Source organism: Larkinella knui (assembly GCF_003858645.1).
GTDB lineage: Bacteria > Bacteroidota > Bacteroidia > Cytophagales > Spirosomataceae > Larkinella > Larkinella knui.
Map to the genome: position 1 here is coordinate 715,200 of NZ_RQJP01000005.1, position 22,123 is coordinate 737,322.

General features: G+C 52.1%; 23 protein-coding genes. 15 read left to right on the plus strand and 8 right to left on the minus strand.

The window, feature by feature from the left end; translation table 11 throughout:
* Window positions 1-20: 20 nt before the first annotated feature.
* Window positions 21-905 carry a hypothetical protein gene (locus EHT87_RS25260; protein WP_124909449.1) on the minus strand — a complete coding sequence of 295 codons (885 nt, stop codon included), beginning with the start codon at window positions 903-905 and terminating at the stop codon, window positions 21-23.
* Window positions 906-998: 93 nt separating this feature from the next.
* Between EHT87_RS25260 and EHT87_RS25265 the strand changes: the two genes are divergently transcribed.
* Together EHT87_RS25265 and EHT87_RS25270 are read left to right on the plus strand one after the other, a co-directional pair.
* Window positions 999-2,585 (plus strand): McrB family protein, encoded by a 1,587-nt coding sequence (locus tag EHT87_RS25265; protein WP_124909451.1) that lies wholly within the window; start codon window positions 999-1,001, stop codon window positions 2,583-2,585.
* Window positions 2,586-2,669: 84 nt separating this feature from the next.
* The gene (locus EHT87_RS25270; protein ID WP_124909452.1) at window positions 2,670-3,701 is read left to right on the plus strand and encodes a galactitol-1-phosphate 5-dehydrogenase; all 1,032 of its coding nucleotides are present in this window, start codon (window positions 2,670-2,672) and stop codon (window positions 3,699-3,701) included.
* A gap of 82 nt (window positions 3,702-3,783) precedes the next feature.
* Here EHT87_RS25270 and EHT87_RS25275 read toward each other — a convergent pair whose 3' ends face one another.
* Window positions 3,784-4,200: a hypothetical protein gene (locus EHT87_RS25275; RefSeq protein ID WP_124909453.1), complete on the minus strand. Its 417-nt coding sequence runs from the start codon at window positions 4,198-4,200 to the stop codon at window positions 3,784-3,786.
* A 17-nt stretch (window positions 4,201-4,217) separates the two neighbouring features.
* Entirely contained in the window at window positions 4,218-4,640 is a 423-nt protein-coding gene (locus tag EHT87_RS25280; RefSeq protein ID WP_124909455.1) for a hypothetical protein, read from the minus strand.
* A 96-nt stretch (window positions 4,641-4,736) separates the two neighbouring features.
* Between EHT87_RS25280 and EHT87_RS25285 the strand changes: the two genes are divergently transcribed.
* The 10 genes from EHT87_RS25285 to EHT87_RS25330 all read left to right on the plus strand — a co-directional run bounded on the left by EHT87_RS25285 (window position 4,737) and on the right by EHT87_RS25330 (window position 13,131).
* Window positions 4,737-4,976 carry a DUF433 domain-containing protein gene (locus EHT87_RS25285; protein WP_124909457.1) on the plus strand — a complete coding sequence of 80 codons (240 nt, stop codon included), beginning with the start codon at window positions 4,737-4,739 and terminating at the stop codon, window positions 4,974-4,976.
* Window positions 4,976-5,341: a DUF5615 family PIN-like protein gene (locus EHT87_RS25290; RefSeq protein ID WP_124909458.1), complete on the plus strand. Its 366-nt coding sequence runs from the start codon at window positions 4,976-4,978 to the stop codon at window positions 5,339-5,341. The genes EHT87_RS25285 and EHT87_RS25290 overlap by 1 nt, the downstream gene beginning before the upstream one ends.
* A gap of 1 nt (window position 5,342) precedes the next feature.
* A complete protein-coding gene (locus EHT87_RS25295) occupies window positions 5,343-6,425 on the plus strand; it encodes a Gfo/Idh/MocA family protein (protein ID WP_124909460.1) in 1,083 nt (360 codons plus the stop codon).
* A 55-nt stretch (window positions 6,426-6,480) separates the two neighbouring features.
* Window positions 6,481-7,359, plus strand: coding sequence for an META domain-containing protein (locus EHT87_RS25300; RefSeq protein ID WP_124909461.1), 879 nt, complete (start codon window positions 6,481-6,483; stop codon window positions 7,357-7,359).
* A 54-nt stretch (window positions 7,360-7,413) separates the two neighbouring features.
* Complete coding sequence (locus tag EHT87_RS25305; RefSeq protein ID WP_124909463.1) at window positions 7,414-8,676, plus strand: McrC family protein; 1,263 nt, start codon at window positions 7,414-7,416, stop codon at window positions 8,674-8,676.
* 100 nt (window positions 8,677-8,776) lie between these two features.
* Window positions 8,777-10,096, plus strand: a complete 1,320-nt coding sequence (locus EHT87_RS25310; RefSeq protein WP_124909465.1) for a gluconate:H+ symporter — start codon at window positions 8,777-8,779, stop codon at window positions 10,094-10,096.
* 118 nt (window positions 10,097-10,214) lie between these two features.
* A complete protein-coding gene (locus EHT87_RS25315) occupies window positions 10,215-10,679 on the plus strand; it encodes a RidA family protein (RefSeq protein WP_124909712.1) in 465 nt (154 codons plus the stop codon).
* Window positions 10,680-10,802: 123 nt separating this feature from the next.
* Complete coding sequence (locus tag EHT87_RS25320; RefSeq protein WP_124909467.1) at window positions 10,803-11,912, plus strand: D-TA family PLP-dependent enzyme; 1,110 nt, start codon at window positions 10,803-10,805, stop codon at window positions 11,910-11,912.
* Between the two features lie 40 nt (window positions 11,913-11,952).
* Window positions 11,953-12,621, plus strand: coding sequence for an SGNH/GDSL hydrolase family protein (locus EHT87_RS25325; protein WP_124909468.1), 669 nt, complete (start codon window positions 11,953-11,955; stop codon window positions 12,619-12,621).
* Between the two features lie 60 nt (window positions 12,622-12,681).
* Window positions 12,682-13,131, plus strand: coding sequence for a hypothetical protein (locus EHT87_RS25330; protein ID WP_124909469.1), 450 nt, complete (start codon window positions 12,682-12,684; stop codon window positions 13,129-13,131).
* Window positions 13,132-13,242: 111 nt separating this feature from the next.
* Here the strand turns inward: EHT87_RS25330 and EHT87_RS25335 are convergent, their stop codons facing one another.
* The 3 genes from EHT87_RS25335 to EHT87_RS25345 all read right to left on the minus strand — a co-directional run bounded on the left by EHT87_RS25335 (window position 13,243) and on the right by EHT87_RS25345 (window position 15,696).
* The gene (locus EHT87_RS25335; RefSeq protein ID WP_124909470.1) at window positions 13,243-13,605 is read right to left on the minus strand and encodes a hypothetical protein; all 363 of its coding nucleotides are present in this window, start codon (window positions 13,603-13,605) and stop codon (window positions 13,243-13,245) included.
* 101 nt (window positions 13,606-13,706) lie between these two features.
* Window positions 13,707-14,741, minus strand: a complete 1,035-nt coding sequence (locus EHT87_RS25340) for a hypothetical protein (protein WP_124909472.1) — start codon at window positions 14,739-14,741, stop codon at window positions 13,707-13,709.
* 70 nt (window positions 14,742-14,811) lie between these two features.
* A complete protein-coding gene (locus EHT87_RS25345; protein WP_124909474.1) occupies window positions 14,812-15,696 on the minus strand; it encodes a diacylglycerol/lipid kinase family protein in 885 nt (294 codons plus the stop codon).
* A gap of 229 nt (window positions 15,697-15,925) precedes the next feature.
* Here EHT87_RS25345 and EHT87_RS25350 point away from each other — a divergent pair, with 229 nt between their 5' ends.
* Window positions 15,926-16,915, plus strand: a complete 990-nt coding sequence (locus EHT87_RS25350) for an App1 family protein phosphatidate phosphatase (RefSeq protein WP_229321339.1) — start codon at window positions 15,926-15,928, stop codon at window positions 16,913-16,915.
* 53 nt (window positions 16,916-16,968) lie between these two features.
* Here the strand turns inward: EHT87_RS25350 and EHT87_RS25355 are convergent, their stop codons facing one another.
* Window positions 16,969-17,697, minus strand: a complete 729-nt coding sequence (locus EHT87_RS25355) for a carbon-nitrogen hydrolase family protein (protein ID WP_124909476.1) — start codon at window positions 17,695-17,697, stop codon at window positions 16,969-16,971.
* Window positions 17,698-17,772: 75 nt separating this feature from the next.
* Window positions 17,773-19,467, minus strand: a complete 1,695-nt coding sequence (locus EHT87_RS25360) for an AMP-binding protein (RefSeq protein ID WP_124909478.1) — start codon at window positions 19,465-19,467, stop codon at window positions 17,773-17,775.
* Between the two features lie 217 nt (window positions 19,468-19,684).
* Between EHT87_RS25360 and EHT87_RS25365 the strand changes: the two genes are divergently transcribed.
* Window positions 19,685-21,121: a T9SS type A sorting domain-containing protein gene (locus tag EHT87_RS25365; protein WP_124909479.1), complete on the plus strand. Its 1,437-nt coding sequence runs from the start codon at window positions 19,685-19,687 to the stop codon at window positions 21,119-21,121.
* Window positions 21,122-21,244: 123 nt separating this feature from the next.
* Window positions 21,245-22,102, plus strand: a complete 858-nt coding sequence (locus EHT87_RS25370) for a CAP domain-containing protein (protein ID WP_124909481.1) — start codon at window positions 21,245-21,247, stop codon at window positions 22,100-22,102.
* The last annotated feature ends 21 nt before the right edge of the window (window positions 22,103-22,123 follow it).

Genomic DNA, 22,123 nt, shown 5'->3' on the forward strand with positions numbered 1-22,123 from the left:
CCGGAACCAGTCGTCGGGCGTTACTCAATGCAATTGTAGGTGTACGTTTGCTGATAACGACGGTCGGCGGGAAAGGTGTCGGCGGGAACTGACAGGTGGGAAAACTGGGTGGACTGACTCGGGTTGTAACTGCCGTCAAAACTAGTGCTAAACTGGCTGGATTCACTCAGTACGACGGAGCCGTTGGGAGCCGTTACCTGACGGGTAAACGACCGGGTGTCATAGCGTTGCAGGTAGCTGGCCGCATTTGATTCGGTATGATTTGTCAGTGCCAGCAAAGCCAGAACAATGGCCTGCCCGGAGGCATCGTAGAAAGGAGAATGGTTTTGAGAATTTTGTTCGAATACAAGCTCTTCTTCGGTTCGCGAACCATCTTTATACCCATTCTGAACGGTTTGAGAAACCAGATCTTCGGTATTATCGGCAATTTCCCGATACGAAAACTGAAACGTACGGCTGGCAATGAATGAGTTGGTTGGTAGCAGAACCCGCGTTTCGACCAGGCGCACCAAACGAACCGTACGACTGTTGGAATCGTAAAAAAGTGAAAACACGGATTGCTCTTTGTTGTTGACGATGTAGGAAGCGCTTTTGATTCGTTCGAACTCGTCGTAATTGAAACTGAGCACGGTGGCCTCATCTGAAGTGTATGCAGAAGCAACCTTGCCGCCCACATATTTAAAAGAAAAGGAGATGGAACGATCGGGGGTTTTGTCACTATAAGCCGCTAAACGACCATTTTCGTAGCGGAATGATTGTCGGCTAATTTCCTGTTGAGCAGCATCTTGCAGTTGATACCGCACCGTTTCGGTTATCAAACAAACCTGATCGAGAGGAGTGGGGTCATTGAGCGTACAAGCTACCAGCATTAGGGCTATCCATCCGCAGCCAAACCATTTTTTCATATGTAAGACACCCAAAACAAGAACTGAACTGCCAAATTACGAACTATTTGCCAAAATGTAGTAGATTCGATAGGCGGGATGCCAAACAACCTTATGACCCAAACCCAGCAGCGATACCAGTTAATTGAAAAATTAAGGACCATCGACCAGCCGGAAGCAACCCGTAAATATTTCGGGTTGCTCAAGGAATTGATCGACATGGTCAATCTGCCAAACGGCGATGCCCGTCTGGCGTTTGTCGTCGACCGTGATCGGAAAGGCCTGTCGGCCTTCATTAACTTTTTCCTGGCATTGCGGCTGTACCGACCGCGGCAGGGCGAGATTGAATTCTGGCTCACGGTTAAGAAAGGATGCCGCGAGCGGATCGAATCCATCGCCGTGGTGGACGCCGTACCCTTGTCTGAGAAATCCGATTATATCTCCATCATTATCGGACAATCGTCGGATCATTTACTGAACCATCCCGTGTTGCGGAGTTGCTGGGAAGATTGCCTGATGGAATTGCTGGTGACCACCAAACGGGGGCCGCATACCGCCACTCACAACCCGGTTATTTACCAGGCTGCCGACGATGAAGCCATCCGTGGAGAAATTATGACGGCCATTTTCCGCTCCGATCGGGCTGCCGATGACTGGGATCGGGTGGAGGAGGAGCCGGAAACGTATGAAAAAACCGAGCCTGTACGACCCGCTATTCCGCCAAATTTCATCCTCTACGGTCCGCCCGGAACCGGCAAGTCGTTCGAAGCAAATCAATTGAGTAAAACCTTTGAAAACGAATGGGTTACGTTTCACCCCTCGTTTGGCTACGAAGAGTTCATGGAAGGGATTCGACCCGAAACCCTGGGCGGGCAGATCAGTTACAAAGTGGCCAAAGGTATTTTTTACAAGGCGTGTCTGGCGGCTCTCCAAAAAGCCGGTTATGCCTCCATGGCCGACTGCCTGAACGATGTGGCCGAAAGTCGCCAGCAGCGAATCGCCCGGGCCAATGCCCATTTGCTGGTTATTGACGAAATCAACCGCGCGAATATTTCCAAGGTTTTTGGTGAATTAATCACCCTGATCGAGCCGGATAAACGGCTGGGTGCGCCCAATGAGTTGTGGTTAACTCTGCCTTACTCTCAGGAACGGTTTGGGGTTCCGGCCAATCTCTACATCGTGGGCACCATGAATACCGCCGACCGTTCCATCGCTTTATTAGACATTGCGTTACGTCGCCGGTTTTATTTTCGTGAGATGCTGCCCAATCCCGGCCTGCTGGCTCCGGTCGATGGGGTTGAGTTGAGCGAAGTATTGCGAGCACTAAACGAGCGAATTGAATATCTTTACGACCGCGATCACCTGATTGGGCATGCCTATCTGATGAACATTCAGTCGCACGAAGAACTTTGTGATGCCTTCTGTGACCGCATCATTCCTTTATTGCAGGAATATTTTTACAACGACTGGCGGAAAATCCAGTTTGTTCTGGGCGATAATCCGGCCTGGGGCAAATCGCCCGAACAGAAATTGATTTGGGTAAAAAAACAGTACCGCCCCGCCCTGACCAAAGATCTCTTTGGCGAAGAACCGGATGATCTGACGGAGGTTGTCACGTTTGAAATCAATCCGTATCTGCTCCGGCGAACGTATGAGCAGGTACCAAAAGAAGCATTTAGTGCCATATATCATAAACAGTAAAGTACCCACAGAATAAAGTCCTCGAAATCGGGTCATTCTGGCTTAAAATTTCACCGACTAAAGTCCGTGGGTACGTCAAATCACATGAAAGCTCTCGTCCTAACTGAGTACAAACATTTTGAACTACAAGACCTGCCCCGCCCACAACCCGGCCCGTCCGATGTGTTGGTAAAGGTACAAGCCGTTGGTATTTGCGGCAGCGACGTCCACGGGATGGACGGCAGCAGCGGGCGACGGATTCCGCCGATCGTCATGGGCCACGAAGCTTCGGGCATTGTGGTGGAAACCGGCGAAAATGTCAAAAATTGGCACATTGGCGACCGGGTTACCTTCGATTCAACAGTCTATGCCTTAGACGATTGGTTCAGTCGCCGGGGCATGTATAACCTCAGCGACGGTCGTGAAGTGCTGGGTGTTTCGACCCCGGATTTCCGGCGTCAGGGTGCCTTTGCCGAGTTTATCGTGGTGCCACAGCACATTCTTTACCAGATTCCCGATAACGTCAGTTTTACGCAGGCGGCTTTGGTTGAACCGGTAGCGGTGGCGTTGCACGCGCTGAGTCTGACCCCCATTCAGATCAACGATACGGCTGTTGTCGTGGGGGCGGGCATGATCGGTTTGTTCGTCATTCAGGCGCTCAAACTAGCTGGTTGCGGTTCCATCATCGCCGTCGATCTGGACGACGACCGGCTGGCTCTGGCCCTCAAACTCGGCGCAACGGTTGCCCTCAATGCGGGTACGCAGGACATTACGGCGGAGGTTCAGGCGCTGACGCACGGGCGTGGAGCGGATGTTTCGTTTGAAGTCGTCGGTATTGGACCCTCCGTCAAAACCGCCATAGACTGTGTCCGAAAAGGCGCAACGGTAACGCTGGTAGGCAATCTTTCGAAATCGGTCGATGTTTCGTTGCAGGCCATTGTTACCCGGCAGTTGCGGCTTCAGGGTTCCTGCTCGATCAACGGGGAATACGAAGCGGCCCTGGATTTAATTTCATCCGGCAAAATCAACGTCGAAGCCATCCTGAGCGCGGAGGTTCCCCTGACGGAAGGCGCCAACTGGTTTCAGCGGTTGTATGAGAAAGAAAAAGGGCTGATAAAAGTGGTTTTAAAGCCCTGATCGATTGGCGGTATTCAGTTTACGGCAGACATCAGCCACCGTATCGACGGTCCGGCGAAAACCGTAAGCTGAATACCGCAAACTAGTGGGCTGCCACGTAATGAATCGAATACATCGAATTATTTCCCATTCGATAATCGACGACCAGATCCGTTTTGCGGAGCGATAAAATACGCAGTTCAGAAACCCCGATGCAGTTTACCGTCGCACAATATGGGTCGCTATCTCCGGTGGTCAGCACGTTTAGAACGCTCTGCTGCCGGCTTATTCTGGTTGGCGAGCAGCATAAATGCGCCCGGTTTTCGTACAAAACCGTGCCATCGGTCCGAAATTCAATAATCTCCGGGGTCGTAATTTCCCGCCAGTCCTTGCCATCTTTACCGATTTCGACGGATTTCCAGCGTTTGGAAAGTTGATCAGAAGGCGAAATGCCACGATCTGCATGGTCACACGCCAGGGCAACAAACACGGTAAGCACAAGGTAGGAAGCGGTTTTCATCGTGTGAAAAAGAAGAATTATTGGGCCGGTTTGTACTTCATAAGATACTGACCCGCCGGATAGGAGGGGCCAAAAACACTTTCCACAATTAATTCGTCAGCCGTTAACGCAACCAGCCTCAATTCCGACGGGGGTGCGCAATCGACGTACTCACAACCGGGACCGCCGTAGAGTTCGGTAACTTTCAATCGCTGTTTCTGGCGTTCAACCCGGACCGGCGAGCAGCAGGGCGGTGTGGTATTGTGGTATACGATACCGCCATCGCTGCGAAACTCGATTTGCCACGCGTACGATACCGGTTTCCAATTTTCGGTCCCGCTTTTTGTCTCGATCAACTCCCATTTCCGGTAGAGCAAATCGGAAGGTGATGCGACCTGTTTTGATCGGTCACAGGAAATCGAAAGGGTTAAAATCAGAATAAATAGAATCAGTAGTTTCATGACTTTTCTACATTTGTAAGTAGGAGCCATTTTTTAGGACAATCGTTGGAGTCCTGATAAGCATTTCGTGTTGAACATTGACAAACTTAATTTGGGATGGAAGACTTATTGAAAAGGATTACCATTAATCCGATGGTCAGCCGGGGAAAACCGACGATTCGTAACATGCGGTTTACTGTCGCTCAAATGCTGGAATTATTGGCCTCAGGCATGACGGAGGAAGAAATTCTTCAAGATTATGCTTATATCGAAAAAGCTGATATTCAGGCGTGTTTGCTGTATGCGTCGCGTATGGCAAATGCGGGATCAATTACGGTATTTCCTACTGCCGCCTGATGGCAAGTGATCTTAAATTTATTGTAGATACCCAACTTCCTCCGGTTCTGGCCTCTTTCCTGTCTCGTAAAGGATTTGACGCTATCTATACAACCTCGTTTTTTGAAGGTTATTTATTGGGAGATGAAGAGATTAGTCAACTAGCTGTCGCGCAAAATCGCATCATTATTACAAAAGACAGTGATTTTTCAGAGTATTATTTTTTGAAAGGGTCACCACCGAAAATTCTTCATTTGTCAGTTGGCAATATTCGTAATCGGGATTTAGTAGACTGGTTGGATAGTGTTTTACCGCTTATTGCATCTTTTTTTGAAGCCGGATCCGATATGATTGAAATCAATTTAAAAGAAATGATTAGTTATTAATATGCCCCGAATCCTCAACATCGCCCTCATTGGCCCGGGCAAAGTGGCCCATAACCACGCCCGGGCTGCTTTAGAAACACCTGACACCAAGCTGGTTGCCATCTACGGCCGGAATCACACCAAAACCGACGAGTTTGCCAATCAATATGGCATCACAGCCTATTCCGACATCTATGACATGGTCGACCGCGAGAATGTGGACATCTGCATCGTCTGCACCCCGCACCCCGCCCACCGCGTCGTGACCGTGGCGGCTTTGGAAGCCGGGGCGAATGTGCTGGTCGAAAAACCGCTGGCGTCGTCGCTGGCCGATTGTGATGCCATGATCGAAGCGGCCCGCAAGGCCAACCGGCAACTCGCCGTGGTGAGTCAGCGCCGGTTTTACGAACCCTGCCTGCGAATGCGCCAGGCGATCGATGACGGCAAAATTGGAAAACCGGTGCTCGGCATGGCCCAGTTATTCGGGTGGCGCAGTGAAGAGTATTACCGCAGCGATCCGTGGCGCGGTTCGTGGGAGCACGAAGGCGGGGGCGTTCTGGTCAACCAGGCACCACACCAGCTGGATTTACTGCTCTGGTACATGGGCGAAATGGAAGAAGTGTACGGCGTCTGGGCCAACCTGAATCACCCCGAAATCGAGGTAGACGACACGGCCGTAGCTATTGTCCGATTTAAAAACGGCGGTATCGGCAATGTGATCGTCAGCAATTCGCAAAAACCGGGTTTATACGGAAAAGTGCACATTCACGGACAGAATGGCGCGTCGATTGGCGTCCAGACCGACGGCGGATCCATGTTCATTGCCGGCATGACGTCCATTCAGGACGCCCCCTACAACGATGTGTGGTCGGTACCGGGTGAAGCCGATCAGCAGCCCATCTGGAAAGTGGAGGATGACGCGGTTTTCAATAGCGTCGATTCGTCCAGCCATTATTTTTCGCGGCAACTGGCGGATTTTGGGCAGGCGATTCGCGAAGGACGCCGGCCGCTGGTGACGGGCGAAGAAGGTCGAAAAGTGGTTGCTCTGTTTGAGGCAATCTACGAGTCGACACGCACCCGACAGCCCGTACGATTGGGTTCCTGAAATTGGTTTCAACAAATTCCGGCGTGTCTACGTTTTGAAAGTAACTCATCGGCTTATGAAGAAACTTACTCAACTTCTTTACCTCATCGGAATTTTTGTTCTGGCCGACGGCTGCCGGAAAACGCCTGTCGGAAACACCCAATCGCCGGAAATGGGCGACATAACGGCATCGGATTTTGGTACCAAACGTAAGCTGGGCATCGATTTTACGGCGCACAGTTCATCTCCGGCCTGGACGCTGGACATCGATTTTACCAAAGCCATTCGTTTTCAGACCCCGAACGGCCCCCTGCTCACCGCAGCCGTACCTAAATCGCAGCGGGATCCGCGCGGGAACGGTATTCTGTTCGACGCCCAATTGATGGCGGAACCCACCGGATCGAGCCGCCGGCCTTCCGGTCGTGCGGGAACGGCCAGTCAGCGCGATGGTCGCCTGAAAGTGATCATCAGCCCGGTGGTGTGCCGCGACAACCGGAGCGGCCAGGCGTATGCGTACGGGGTAACGATTGAAACCAACGGCCAGCGGTATAGCGGGTGCGGGACATTTCTCAACGGCGTGGGGCGGCTCAACAGCCAGTGGGTGCTGGAAACCTACCGCGGTCAGCGGCTCCACGCCGAACAGTTTGTCAACCGGCAGATACCGTCGCTCAATATTAACCTGAAAGAGAGAAAGTTGCAGGGGTTTACGGGTTGCAATACCCTACAGGGACAGGTGCAGGCCGAAGGCGATAACGTGCGGTTTGAAACCGTTGCCACCACGCGCCGGGCGTGTCCTTACAACTTCGAAAGCGGTTTTCTGTCAGCCCTGCAAAGCGTTACGCTTTACCGGATCAGTAACAACCGGCTGACGCTGCTGGCCGACGGAAAGTACGTCATGACGTTTCGGAAAACGGTTAAAAAAGAAACCGGTGCGGTCGGCCAACCCGGGCAATAGACGTTGATGCAGGATGCGTAATGCTGCCGTTCTGATCTGTATATCCCGTTCACAATGACGCATTCCATTGCCGAATACGGTCTCATCCGGCGCACCCGGGATTTTCCGGATTTCCCCAATTCGCTGACGGAACTGTATCTTCCGGATGGCACCTTCGATGCGCTCAAAAACTTCGTGACTGAAAACGAGGACGATGCGGTCATGACGTTTTTCCTGCAAAAAGGCCGGGAATGCATCCGGGTAAAGAATTATGTCGGGCTGCTCGAAACCCGGGACGGAACGCAGCTTGAAATCCTGCCCAAAGCCGCAGAGGCCGATCAGGCCCGCACGGCACTGCTCAGAATGCTGCTTCACCTGCGCAACAGCCCGTTCCGATCCTCCAGGTCCGTGCGACTGGGAACGAATCGTCTGCCCTTGTGGGAAGTTTTTATCGCCCTGTTTCTGGATGAAGTTACACCCCTGATCACCAGGGGCTTGCAGCGGTCGTATGTGTCCCAAACGGCTAATCAGCGGTATTTGAAAGGAAAGCTGGAACTGGTTGCCCAGGTCCGGCAAAACAGTCTTCACGCCGAGCGTATGGTCGCCACGTTTGATACCCATACGGCAAATTTACCGGCCAATCGTTTGTTGAAATCGGCCCTCCAGTTTGTGCAGACCCGTGCCCGAACCGTCGCCAATCAAAGCCGCATCCGGCAACTGGTGTTCGCCATGGAAGACATTCCGCCTTCCGAACGGATTCAGGACGATTGGCGGGCCGTTACTGCCAGTAACCGACTTTTTGAACCGTATCAACCGGCTTTGCGGTGGGCCCGGGCCCTGTTGAGTGGCCGGGCCTATGGCTTGTCGCCGGGGCGGCATCTGACGCTGACCTTGCTGTTTCCGATGGAACGGGTGTTTGAAGACTACGTAGCTGCCGGTTTTAAACGGTATGTGACGGATGGTGAAGTGGTGATTCAGGAATCGTCGCAGCACCTGATCGACAACCACAGCGGTTTGCGGAAATTTAAACTGCGCCCGGATCTGATTCTGCGTCAAAATGGCAAGACGACGGTTCTGGATACCAAGTGGAAACGAATCGATGCCGCCAATACCGCCGGAAATTACGGCATCGACCAGGCCGATTTATACCAGTTATACGCCTACGGAAAGAAATACGGTGCCTCCGAACTTTTGCTGATTTATCCGGCTACGGAACAGTTTCAAAAACCGCTCGACCTCTTTGGATACGACGAAACGATGCACCTGCGCGTTGTTCCCTTCGACGTCCATTTGCCGTTGCGGGAGGCAGTTTTAAGGATACTGATGAATCATGAATGAGGAACGGTGAACGGGTCGGTGAAAGAATTCATCGTTCATCATTTACCATTCATCATTATCTTACTTAACTTACGCCCGACTAAACCCTCAATCCTCTTAAATGCCACTTCTACTCACCTTTCTGGGCATTCTGGCCCTGGTATTTTTGATCGCATTTGTCAAGATCGACACCTTCATTTCGTTTGTTCTGGTGTCGCTCGCCATCGGGCTGGCGTCGGGAATGGACGTTGCGGCTGTCGGCAAATCCATTCAGACCGGCATTGGCGGAACGCTGGGCGAGCTGGTTCTGATTGTGGGTTTTGGGGCCATGCTGGGTCGGCTGGTGGCTGAAAGCGGAGCGGCCATGCGCATTACCAACGTTTTAATCAAGGTGTTTGGCGTCAAAAACCTCCGCTGGGGGCTGGCGCTGGCCGGTTTCATTATCGGTATTCCGCTGTTTTATAACGCCGGTTTCATCATCGTTTTTCCATTAATTATTACGATTGCTGCGTCGTCGGGTTTGCCGATGATGACGGTGGCCGTTCCGATGCTGGCGGCTTTGTCGGTGGCCCACGGTTATCTGCCCCCGCACCCGTCGCCGGCGGCCATTGCCGGGCAGTTGGGGGCCAACATTGGGCGGACGCTCGTGTACGGCATCTTGGTCTCGATCCCCGCCATCATCATCGCGGGACCTATTTTTGGCCGAACCCTGACGAAGTATCAACCCAAACCCGACCCTCAGCTTTTCAAAGTCCGGGTGATTCCCGAACATGAACTGCCGGGTGCAGGCATCAGCTTTTTCGTGGCGCTTTTGCCGGTTTTGCTGCTCACGATGACCGGGCCGCTGAAGTCGGTTTTGCCAGCGGGTTCGTTTGCCCATCAGGCGGTTACGCTGCTGGCCGAGCCGTATATCGGCATGTTACTTTCGGTATTGGTGGCGGTTTATGCGCTGGGCATTCAGCGGGGGCAAACGATGAAAGTCGTCATGAAAGACCTTGAAGAAGCCATCAAAGCCGCATCGCCGGTATTGCTGGTAATTGCCGGAGCCGGGGCGTTGAAGCAGATCTTTATTGATAGCGGAACGAGCAAGTACATCGGTTTTTTGCTCCAGGGCGTCGATATTTCTCCCTTGTTGCTGGGTTGGGCCATTGCTGCCGTTATCCGGGTTTGCGTGGGTTCGGCCACCGTGGCCGGTTTGACGACCGTCGGGATTATCTTGCCGTTGATTCAAAATCAGACCAATGTGAAACCCGAATTGATGGTGCTGGCCATTGGCTCCGGCAGCCTGATGATGTCGCACCTGAACGATGGCGGTTTCTGGTTATTCAAAGAATATTTTAACTTGAGCATCAAAGAAACGCTGCAAACCTGGACGGTGATGGAAACAATTGTCTCCATTGTGGGTCTGTTGGGTGTTTTAGCGTTAAATTTGGTGGTTTAAAATTCGTTTTCGATTCGCTATGGAATACACCTCACACATGTACCTGAATTTGGGGTTTGAACCCGATAAAAAAGTAACGGTTGGGCCGCAGCCCGACGAAATCCCCGAAACGACGCTTATGACGCCTGACGAAAAATTTGCCCAACTGGGCCTGACCCTGCCACCTGCCCCGAAACCGATGGGCGTGTACAAACCGTGTTTGATCGTGGATCGCTTTGTGTATGTGTCCGGCCACGGACCGGTTAAAAACGATGGCAGCCGCATCATCGGCCGGATTGGCGCCGACATGAACATCGACGAAGGAAAACTGGCGGCTCAGCAAGTTGGCCTTACGATTCTGGCGACCCTGAAAGCCAAGTTCGGCACGTTGAACAAAATCAAACGCGTCATCAAAACGCTGGGCATGGTCAATGCCACCGCCGACTTTGAGCGGCATCCGTTCGTGATCAATGGGTGCAGCGAATTGTTTGTCGCGATCTGGGGTGAAGACAATGGCGTGGGCGTTCGTTCCGCCGTCGGCATGGGCACTCTGCCGGAAAATATTCCGGTAGAAATTGAAGTGATGTTTGAATTGGCCGACTAAAACCCGGACCGCGGTTTTACTGCGTTAATTCAAAACCGGAAAACTGATACAGTTAAATCCCCGAAAAACGCTGACCGGGCCTTCGACCGTATCGACGGCCCGGTCAGCGTTAGAACTATTTTCATGGAAGAATACCTGGTTCAAAACGTACAAGTAATCGATTCACCGGCGCTTTTAATTTATCCCGAGCGCATTGCCCACAACATTAGGACGATGCTGGATATGGTGGATGGTGATGCCGATAAGCTGGTTCCGCACGTCAAAACGCACAAAATGGCGGAGGTCGCCAAAATGCAGGTCGAAGCGGGCATTACCAAGTTCAAATGCGCTACCATTGCCGAAGCCGAAATGCTGGCCGACACCGGGGCGCGACACGTCCTGATTTCCTACCAGCTGACCGGCCCCAAACTGCGCCGGTATTGCGAACTGGTCCACGCCTACAACTGGGTCGAATGGGCGTCGCTGGTAGACAATCTGGCGTCGGCGGAAGAACTGGCGCAAGAGTTTGTCAAGACGATTCACAAACCGGTCATCTACATCGACGTCAATCTGGGGATGGATCGAACCGGCCACGTCGTCAATGATGAACTGGAAGCTTTATACCGGCAATTGAAAGCCGACGAGCGGTTTGACCTGCGCGGATTTCATGCCTACGACGGTCATCTGCGCGATGCTGATGTGGCCCTTCGCCAGATTAACGCCGATGCCGCGCTGAAACCACTGGAAGAGTTAGCCGACAAACTGGAGCAGGAAGGGGAGCCGCGACCGCTGATTATTGTGGGCGGAACGCCGACGTTTTCCAACCACGCCCACCGGCCAAACGTCTGGTGTAGTCCCGGAACCTGCCTGCTGTGGGATTGGGGCTACGGCGATCTGTTAACCGAACAGCACTTCGAGTGGGCCGCGTTGTTGCTGACCCGCGTGGTGTCGAAACCCGCCCCCGGTATGGTGACGACCGATCTGGGCCACAAAGCCGTTGCCGCCGAAAATCCGTTGGCCAAACGGGTTAAATTCCTGAATCTGACGGACTATGAAGTGGTCGGCCAGAGCGAGGAACACCTGGTTTTGCGGGTGCAGAATTGGGATGACGTCCAGATTGGTGACGTGTTGTACGGGGTTCCGTATCACATTTGCCCCACCGTTGCGCTCCACGACGAAGCCCAGATTATTCTGAATGGCGAAGCAAGCGGGCGCTGGGCCATTGAAGCCCGCAAGCGCCGGATTACGTATTAAGTGCCTAAAAATGAATGTCCTAAACCGAAATTAATCTCCCATGCGTACGTTTCCCATTCTCCTGCTCACCTTTATGTGGCTGGCCCTGACTCCCTCCAAACCGGTTCGTGTCGTCTTTTTTGGTGATTCCATCACGCAGGCTGGCGTTCAGCCCGGCGGTTACATTACCCGCATCGGCGACATGCTCAAGAAACAGAATCTGGCGAATGAGTACGAACTGGTCGGTGCCGGAATCGGTGGCAACAAAATTTATGACCTGTTTCTGCGGATGGAAGACGATGTGCTGGCCAAACAGCCGAACATCACGTTTGTGTATGTGGGCGTCAACGATGTCTGGCACAAGCGGACCTACGGCACCGGCACCGATCCGGATAAGTTTGTGAAGTTTTACGATGCGGTAATCAAAAAACTGCAGGCCGCCGGTAGCAAGGTGATCCTTTGTACACCCGCCGTGATTGGCGAAAAAACCGATTTTTCCAACGACCAGGACGGTGATCTGCAACAGTATTCCAAGCTGATTCGCGATCTGGCGACCCGGCATAACCTGCCGCTCTGCGATTTGCGGAAAGCTTTTCTGGAGTATAACCTGAAAAACAATCCCAACAATGCCGAAAAAGGCATTCTGACCACCGACCGGGTTCACCTGAACGATGTCGGAAACCAGTTGGTGGCCGACGAAATGTACAAGCTCATGGTGAGTGCGAAATAACGAATCCGTCCGGTCTTCGAAACCGGACGGGTTTATAACGATAGCCGGTTTATACTTCCAATGCTAAACAAGCGAACGAAATACATCCTGCTGGGAGTGGTGATTTTCCTCGTCGGCTACATGGTTTATGATGCCGGTTCCGAACCCGGTATTAAAGACTTGAAGGGAGCGTATCGGGAAGTGGCGATGTACCGGAACGAGAACAATACCGGCCCGATTGTGCGGATTTATGCCGTAGCGGTAACCGATACGAGTTGGGAAGACATGCGGAAATACGGTGATTTTATGCTGTATACCAAATACGGCACCACCCGGGTTTATTTCTTTCCCGAGGGCCAGCCAGCCCCAACGGAGCTTTCGCCGAAGAAGCCGAATTTTGACAAAAAGTATGAGCAGGCTTGCCTGGCGGTGTATGAAAAAGATGCCATGAGTCAGGTGACCTTTCGGAAAAAACCGTTTACTCAGCAAACCGCCGAGGAAAGGCACGAACTGATCGTGGGCGCAAAATAATAAAGTGGCGCTACGATTCGAATGGTAACAAAAGACCCGGTCGATCGGCAGACGCTGATCAACCGGGTTTGTTTTTTAAAATGGTGTGGGTACGGTTTCAATGGATTGTTTCTACACTTCAAACGGCAGGTCGTATTCTTTAATGACCGGTTTCGACGACCGGGTTTTGACTTCAACGCGGGCTTTGAGCGGAAAACCCAGCACCAGTGAATTTTTTATGTATTGATCTTCGTGGACCATCCAGGAGTAGCTTTCCAGCAAATATTCATCGACGCCCGCTTTGTGAGCCTGATAGGCCAGCCGTTCAACAAACAAGGGCTCGTAGTTGATGATCTGGCCCATGTAAATAACCTGAATACCGGGCCGCGATTCGTTGCCCAATTCCGTGCAGCCGACGACGGCAATTTTCAGCGATGAACCATCTTCGAGATCTTTGACCGCCCATTCATCGAGCACTGTCTTTACATTAGCCATTGGTGTGTGTGTTGCGTTAAACGATGGCTCAAAAGTAAGACGAAGAAGGAGGGCGCGCTACCCGGATTTAACAACTGGCGGGAATCAGGTAATAACTGGTGTCATTTACGCAACCATTCCATCCAGTCGCGGGCAACTTCATCGCCCCGGTAGACTCGGTCAGTGACAGCACCGGATTGATCTTTCTTAATTTCGAAAAACTGGTGATCGTGGTTATAATACGGTTTCAAAGTCAGATTCTTCTTGCCATTGGCAATGAACTCAAGCGGCAAATCATCCAGGTCGCGGGCCATTTCCTCATCGGCGGTTCCGTAAGCGATGTAAAGGGGCGTGGTGATTTTTAGCAGGTTGGTGAGATTGCCCTTTGAAAAGGAAAACCAGGCCCGGTAGGTATCCCCAAACCGGTGATCGGTTGATGTCGGATTTTTGCAGATATCTTCCCAAATCAGATACAATTTATCAATTTCCTGCTGACCCTGTTCAGGTGTTATCTCGCCCCGTTCAACCTGTTTTCGGACTTGCCAGATTTCAACCTCAAAACGGCGGCCGGTGCGACCGGAGAAAAGAATCGTGTGCGTCACCGAACGGTTATGATTGGCAACCAGATTCGCGCCTACCGAAAAGCCTTCAGAACCCCCGCAAAAAACCACCTTTCGCCGGTCGATCCACGGTTGTTCAATCAGGTAGTTGATGACCTGATTGCATTGTGTTGTGTATTTGTCTAAATAATTGTTTTCCAAGTACTTCTGGCTAACAAACTTTTCGGATGGCTCCGGTTGGCGGAGTGCTTTATAATAGTCATTCAAAAACACCGTATCTGCCACCAAACGAACGCCCGGCTTTTGAATAATGACAAAATGATATTCATCTTTATAATCCCGAAAATGAAAAGGAGCCGTAACGTAATACTTGCCGCCATCCAACTGAATAAACGGCGTCGGTTGTGAACCCTGACGGAACAGAAAAAGCGGCTTTTTGATTTTCAGATCCTCCTTCGAACCGAAGACGATGAACGTCGTTGTGTCTTTACCATCCGGCAGGTGGAAAACCTGGCAGATATCTTCCAGACGGGTGGTTTGGGCGTACGACACCAGGCACAAAAAAAACGCACAGAACGGAAACAGAACTTTTCTCATTCAGCAAAAGAGGTATTCTTTTAACTGATTTGAAAGGGATTGCAGGCTTGTTAGGATTTTTTAACAGTTCCTAAGCCGGTAAAACCACTTGCAATTTTCCCGGCCAGATCTCCGCGGTGATCTCCCGGATTTTTCCCCGGTATTCGCCGTCGATCTGAAAATAAGCTTTCCGCTTGGTGACAATGTGCACCGACGTGGCTGGAAAAATTTCGATGTGCTTCGGATCGAACGGCCGGAAGTGGATAAACATGCCAAAAATGGCCCGAAAAGAAAGCTTGCGGATCACGACGACCTCGAATTTTCCGTCGGCCACGTTGCCGTCGGGGTTGATGATGGCGCCCGTTCCGTACATGCGGGCGTTTGCCAGCACCACCATGAAAGCCGCCCGGTGCACCACCTCATCACCCGTGTTGATGGCCAGGCGCAGCAGCCGTCTCCGCATCAGTACCCGCAACACCCCGCGCGCGTAGCCGAGTTTGCCGCGGGTGCCGCCTTCGTCAAAATATTTCACTAGCTGGGCGTTCATACCGATGTCGCTCAGGTGCAGGCAGTGTTCGGTGCCATTGATGCAGATCAGGTCGATTGCTTTTTCAACCCCGTTGACCACCACTTCCAGACTGGCCTCCAGCGTTGGCGGTATATTGAGCTCTTTAGCCATTCCGTTTGCCGAGCCGGCGGGGAGAATGCCCAGCGGTATTTTGGCGTTCATGGCGTGTTCGGCAACGAATTTGATGGTGCCGTCGCCACCCACCGCTACCACCCGGTCGGGCTTATACGATTCGATGCGTTTGGGCAGCTTCTGTTCATCGGTTTTACCATCCAACAGGAACAACTCGACGGAATGCGGCTGTTTCTCAAAAAAAGCCTGAATACCCGTTTCCCACTCCGATTTATCCTGTCCGCCAGAAATCGGGTTGATGGCGAATAGAAATTTTAACTTTTTAGCTTCCGACATGTTCCTGAATCAGTGAGAATAGGTTTACAGGTTTAGATACTCGCTAATCGACATCCATTCGTTCGTTTCCAACGCCAACAGTCACTGTGGAAAGAGGAATTTTGAATGACAAATGATGAATATACACTACCGTAAACCATCAACTATTTATACGTAACCAAGAATGAAGGCAAGTGGCGGTATAAAACATAAAATCTTAACCTGGCTGCGGCTTACTGAGGGGTCCACTGTGAAAGTTTACCGGGGCTATGTCCATCAGCAGAAAGTCGTTGTGTTTGGTCACGTGTTGCGCCGGAGCCCCATGCCGCGGCAAAAATACCGGCAGAATTTCTGGATCAATAGCTTTGCGTTGCTGCGGCTTTTTATGATGAAGCCCGTTTCCGGCGTAACCGTCAAGGTAAGCGGTATTGAGGAGGATGTGCGGTTTGTCACCGAAAAAGACGGTTTTTTTCGCCTGGAGTGGACGCCCGATGAACCCTTTCCACCCGGCTGGCATCCCGTAAAAGTCGATCTGATCCGGACGGGTCCCGAATCGGAAGAACCGATTGCAACGGGGCAGGGCGAAGTGTACTGGCCGCATTCGACGCCGATTGGCATCGTCTCCGACATCGACGATACGTTTTTGATTTCGCATTCGTCCAACCTCCGCAAACGACTGCACGTGCTGCTGACCGAAAATGCCCACAGCCGGGATCCGTTTGAAAATGTTGTCGCCCATTATCAACTCCTGGCCCGCGCCGGAACCAACGCAAACGCCCTGAATCCGTTCTTCTATGTTTCCAGCAGCGAATGGAATCTGTACGATTACATCCTGACGTTTTGCGAAAAAAACAACATGCCCGACGGCATTTATTTATTGAGCCAGTTGAAAGGCTTTGGCGAGATTTTGAAAACCGGACAGAATAAACACGTGACCAAATTTACCCGGATTGTCCGGATCCTGGAAGCCTTTCCGGACATGAAATTCGTGTTGCTTGGGGATGATACTCAGGAAGATCCGAATATTTATACCTCCTTGGTTACCCACTTTCCGCACCAGATCCGGTGTGTGTATTTGCGCCGGGTGAACCCGCAAAATGCGGTCCGGACACAGGAGTTTGTCGACCAGATTGTGGCCACCGGTGTTCCGTGCTGTTACTTCAGACACAGCTCCGACGCGATTCAACACTCGCAGCAGATTGGGCTTGTGGAGAATGTGGAGGACCAGCGTTTAGGTTGAAATATCGGTTGCGAGGGGTGGCCTCACCTGTCCATACAAAGTGGAAATTCAGCTTATAGGGTTCGTTCAATTACTTCCTGGGTGTCCGTATCGATAAGCACGATTCCTTCTTCCGTATCATCCAGTTGGCCCACCAACTGGCCTTGGTTATTCCAAATGGCGGTTTTTCCCGCACTTTCAAAAGTATCGCAGAAACCAACGGAGTTGGCAATCAAAACCGTCATTGCATAATTTCGGGCGATAGCGGACAGCGTTTCGCCGGCTTTTTCCATGCCACTGGCTGACTTCGCTACGCTGGTAATATAGACTTTTGCGCCATTTTTAAACGCATTTTCGGAATGTTCAGGAACGGATAATTCGTAGCAAATGGCCAGGGCAATGCGGGCTTCAGGACCTAGTGCCGTGACGGTACTTTTTCCGCTGACAAAAAACGGTTCTTCATCCGCGTGTAAATACTTTTTTGAATACAGGTGTCTCGCCTGCTGAGGCTGAAACAAAACCAGGCTGATCCAGATCCCAGCTTCCCCTTTGATCGGTACGCCAACCCCAATCGTGATTTGGCGGGTATCGCTGATCTGCTGGAAAATGTCAAACCGGCGGTCATCCGGCGTTGTCGCTAGTTCACTGGCCAGTTCCGGCTCGTATCCGGTAAGGGAGAGTTCCGGAAAAATGACGATTTCGGCCCCGTTCGAAACGGCCAGATCGATCAGTCGCTGGTGGTTGGTGATCGTTTGCTCGATGTCTCCTTTGATGGGTCTGACCTGGGCTACACAAAGTTTCATGCCGGGGTTGTTAAGTGATCCGTCGCGGTTGTATCCACCGGGCCAGCCGGTGCGGCCGGGAGCAGTGGAATCCGTTCACCCTTCCCAGATCACCGTTTCCTCCCGTTCCAGCCAGGGTTGGAGGTGGGATTCGTACCGCGACTCAATGATTTTTCGCTTTATTTTCAACGATGGCGTCATCATATCATTGTCCACCGTCCAGGGATCTTTCACGATTACGGCTTTCTTTACCCGCTGGTAGGTGTGCAGGTTGGGATTCAGTGAATTAAGGGTCTCTTCCAGGCTTTGCGAAACCTCGACTTTATCCGCTTTAAGTCCGGTTTCTGACAACATGATGAGGGCAATCGGCTGCGGTAACTGGTGGACGGCCACGCAGATTTGATCCACAAAATTATTCTCCGAAAAACCGCTTTCAATCTGCGCCGGTGCCACAAATTCCCCTTTGGTGGTTTTATAGATTTCTTTCATCCGGCCCGTAATGGTTAAAAATCCCTCGTCGTCCAGCGTGCCGACGTCGCCGGTATGGAGCCATCCTTCCGAATCCAGAGCCGCTGCGGTCATCTCGGGTTCCCGAAAATAACCGCGCATCGTCCAGTCGGAACGGGTCATAAGCTCACCCGTAACCGCATCGAATTTCACCTGAATACCGCTATACAACATCCCGACGGTGCCGTCTTTAATGGTGTTGGCGGGCATCACCGACACAACGCCCAGGTTCTCGGTCATCCCGTAGGCTTCCTGGATGTTGATACCCAGTTGCCGGAACCACCGGATGAGGGGCACCGGGGTGGGAGCCGCTCCGGTCAGAATCAGCCGCGCATCATTCAGGCCGAGCGCCATCCGGAGTTCGCGCTTGACAATACCGGAAAGCAGCGGAATTTTCAGCAACTGGTCGAGTTTTCGCTGCGGCATTCTGGCCAGAATGGTTTGCTGGAATTTCAGCCAGATGCGGGGAACGCCCAGAAAATGCGTCGGACGGGCAGCCGCCAGATTTTTGGCAAAGGTGGCCATCGATTCAACAAAGTAAACCGTGCCGCCCGTGATCAGGCTGAGGGCTTCCACCAGATTGCGTTCGGCAACGTGGCAAAGCGGCAGATACGAAAAAAAACGCGGATCGGGTACATCGACACACATCAGCGGTTTGGTCGAGTCGATGGCACTGATCATGGCTTTGTAGGGCATCATCACGCCCTTGGGGTTGCCCGTTGTGCCGGAGGTATAAACAATGGTAAATAAATCTTCGGAATGGGGCTGCGGATTATCCGTCATGGGCTCATAGCGGGCCAGAATATCCTCCCATTGGGCATGGGTCGCGTCGGGCAAACCCAGCACCGGTTGTTGGGGCGGGAAGTCGATGCACGGTACGGTTTTCGGAACACCGGATTTCATTTCCTGCCATTTGTCCAGTTTGCCGACGAACAACGCCTGGCACTGGCTGTGGTCGAGCACCTGCTGTAACTGGCTGGCCGTCAGGGTTGGATAAAAAGGCACCGACACGTGGCCGCTTAGCAAAATGGCCAGATCGGCAATAACCCAGTGTGCGCAATTTTTAGATACGAGACCAATGTTGCTTTTCGCGGGTAAACCCAGCGAATTCAGATATGTTGCCAGCGTGCGGGCCTGCCGGCCGACTTCGCACCACGTAAAATCACGGTAGCGGCCACCTTGGGGCTGGCGCAGATAGACTTTATTGGGTTGTTGTTTCTCCCAATAATAAAAATAGTCAAGCAGCGTCTGCCCTTTCTGGAAATCAGAGCGTAACGTGTTCATAGCAAAAAGATTGGCTGGATATTAAAAGTGTAAAATAGCATTTATTTTGAATTAATCGTAGATAAAATGGAAATAATTAGTTAGTAACCCCCGAAATCTGATCCTTAGGTTTCAAAATGAAGTTTTTTGGCAACTTCCTGTTACTTAGTTGCTTGAAAACAGTCTCAAGTAGAAATCGTACTTAATTGCCGGGCTTTGCCCAAAACCGCGCCTATCCATGACTAAAACTGTACTTGTTCGGCTTCGTTACGGCGCATTGCTGGCTTTCCTGACTGTTTTTTCGAGTACCTATGCCCAATCTCCCACCAATCTGACATCTAATATTGCGTTAATCGCACCAGCACAAACTGATTTCGCTCCTTCCGCTTTTTTCTCGAGTACTTCCCAGATTGTTGCCGCTTTCAATGCCGCACGAAGGGCCGAGGAAACGCAATTGGGCCTGCCGGCGAATAGTTTGGGTAATTTGTCCTTGCCCGCGAATTATGCCACCTTTTCGCCCAACGACCGGGCGTTGTTTCTGATCAATCAGGAGCGGATTGCCCGGAGTGGGGTTACGTATCCGGGAACGACGGCGGTTTTGGGTTTACCCATGGAAGCGGTTGAAAGTGCTCTAGTGACAACGGCTCAGAACCACGCGGCATTTCTGGTGGCCAGCAACACTTTTTCCCATACCGGAGCAGGTGGATCGACCTCGTTTGATCGGGTCAATGCCACGTATCCGGCTGGTTGTCAAACCGGTATGGGATATGCCGAAAATATTTATGTTGCGTGCAGCAGCAGCGCAACGACGCCGACCTTTCTGGTCGAACAGGCTATATTCAACTGGCTCTACCGGGATTCGGCAACCGGTTGGGGACACCGAAAAGCCATGCTGATTCAGAATAATGATATTTATGTGGCTCCCCCACCGAATACGCTGCGGGGCTATGTCAACGATCACGGAAGCGCTTCGAGTGAGGGGTTTTTGGGCATCGGGATTGCGTCGACGCCGGTTGGCGCTTATTCCGCGTCCTGTTCCGGCAGTTTTGCCGGGCATGTGGTTGTGATGAACATTGCTGATCCGACAGCGAATGCCGGCTGCACGTTTGCTGCTACGGATGCGCTTCCGGTGCATCTGCTTTATTTCTCCGGGGTTTCCCGCGAAGGCAAGGCGGTGCTGGGCTGGTCGACAACCTGGGAAGATAACAATCTGGGATTCGACATTTTGAAAAGCCGGGATGCCCAAGCGTTTGAAAAAATTGGGTTTGTAAAGGGAAATGGGACTGTTTCGGAAACCAGGGCCTACGGCTGGGCAGACGACGAGGTGACACCGGGCGAAACGTATTATTACCGCCTGCAACAAAGCGACGTCAACGGCCGAACGGAGCTTTCGAAAATCGTGGCCGTTCAGATTGAATCCGCCAATCGGGACCGCTATCTGTTTCCGAATCCGAGTGCCGACGGGCGGTTTACGCTGGTAGCTTCCGGTAGCGATCACCTAACCGTCAAACTCCTCAACACCGCAGGAATGGAACTATCCGTTCGAACCAGTGCCAATACCGCATCCATGGACGTCGTACCGGGTCAACCACTACCACCGGGCCTGTATTGGGTGAAAGTTCAGGAAGGCAACGGCCGGGTGCAGAACGTACTGCGCCTGCTAATCGGGCATTAAATTACCGGACTCGAAACCGCAAAGGATAACGGAATTGATTTCGGCTGTGGCAGGAATGGTTGCTCTTTGCGGTTTTATTAGTAATTATGCAGAACGCCCGGTTTTGCCACTAACACCGCTGTGATGCGACTATTCCTCAGTTTGCTTCTGCTCACTCCTTACTTCGTATTCGGCCAGTCACCGAAAAATCTGAAGGCCGATGTCAAACTGCCAAAAGATCCGGCTTACACCAGCGCCCCCAATGGGTTCCCGGTTTTTGAAACAGCGGCCCAGGTTGTCAACTCCTTTAATTTTGCGCGTCGGCAGGAGGAAAAGCAGATGAAACTTCCGGCCAATAGCCTCGGGGTATTGTCATTACCGGAAAACTACAACCAACTTGCCCCCGCCGAGCGGGCCTTGTTGCTCACCAATCAGGAACGAACCGCCCGGGCTGGCGTCAATTATGGAGGGGGCAAAGCCGCTGGTCTGCCACTCGAAGCCCTGGAAACCCACCTCAACGAGGTTGCCCAGGCTCACGCTGCTGACATGACGGCCCATCATTTTTTTGGACACACCAGCCACGATGGTCGCACGGCCCTCGACCGCATCACGGCCCAGGCAGTATTCGGGAGCAAATGCTACGAATTTATGTCCCGGGCCGAAAATATTTATATGTTTTGCTACTACAGCAGTGATAAACCGGTGCTGCAACTACCGCCTTTTATAGTGGAACAGGCCCTGTTTTCCTGGCTTTATCAGGATGCGTCCGTGGCCTGGGGGCATCGCGAAACGTTGCTGATTCAGGACAAGGATGCGTCTGGCGGCTCCGGGTTTCACAACAATCGCGGCCCGGCCGAAAGCGAAGGGTTTCTGGGCGTTGGCCTGGCCACCCGGGCTGATTACGGCCCCTGCGCCAAAATGCCGGGTTACCAGCGGGTCGGGCATGTGGTGGTCATGAACCTCGTTGATCCGGCGGCCGATTGCCGGTATTCCATTCCGTAATTTCCTGCAAAACGAATTCCT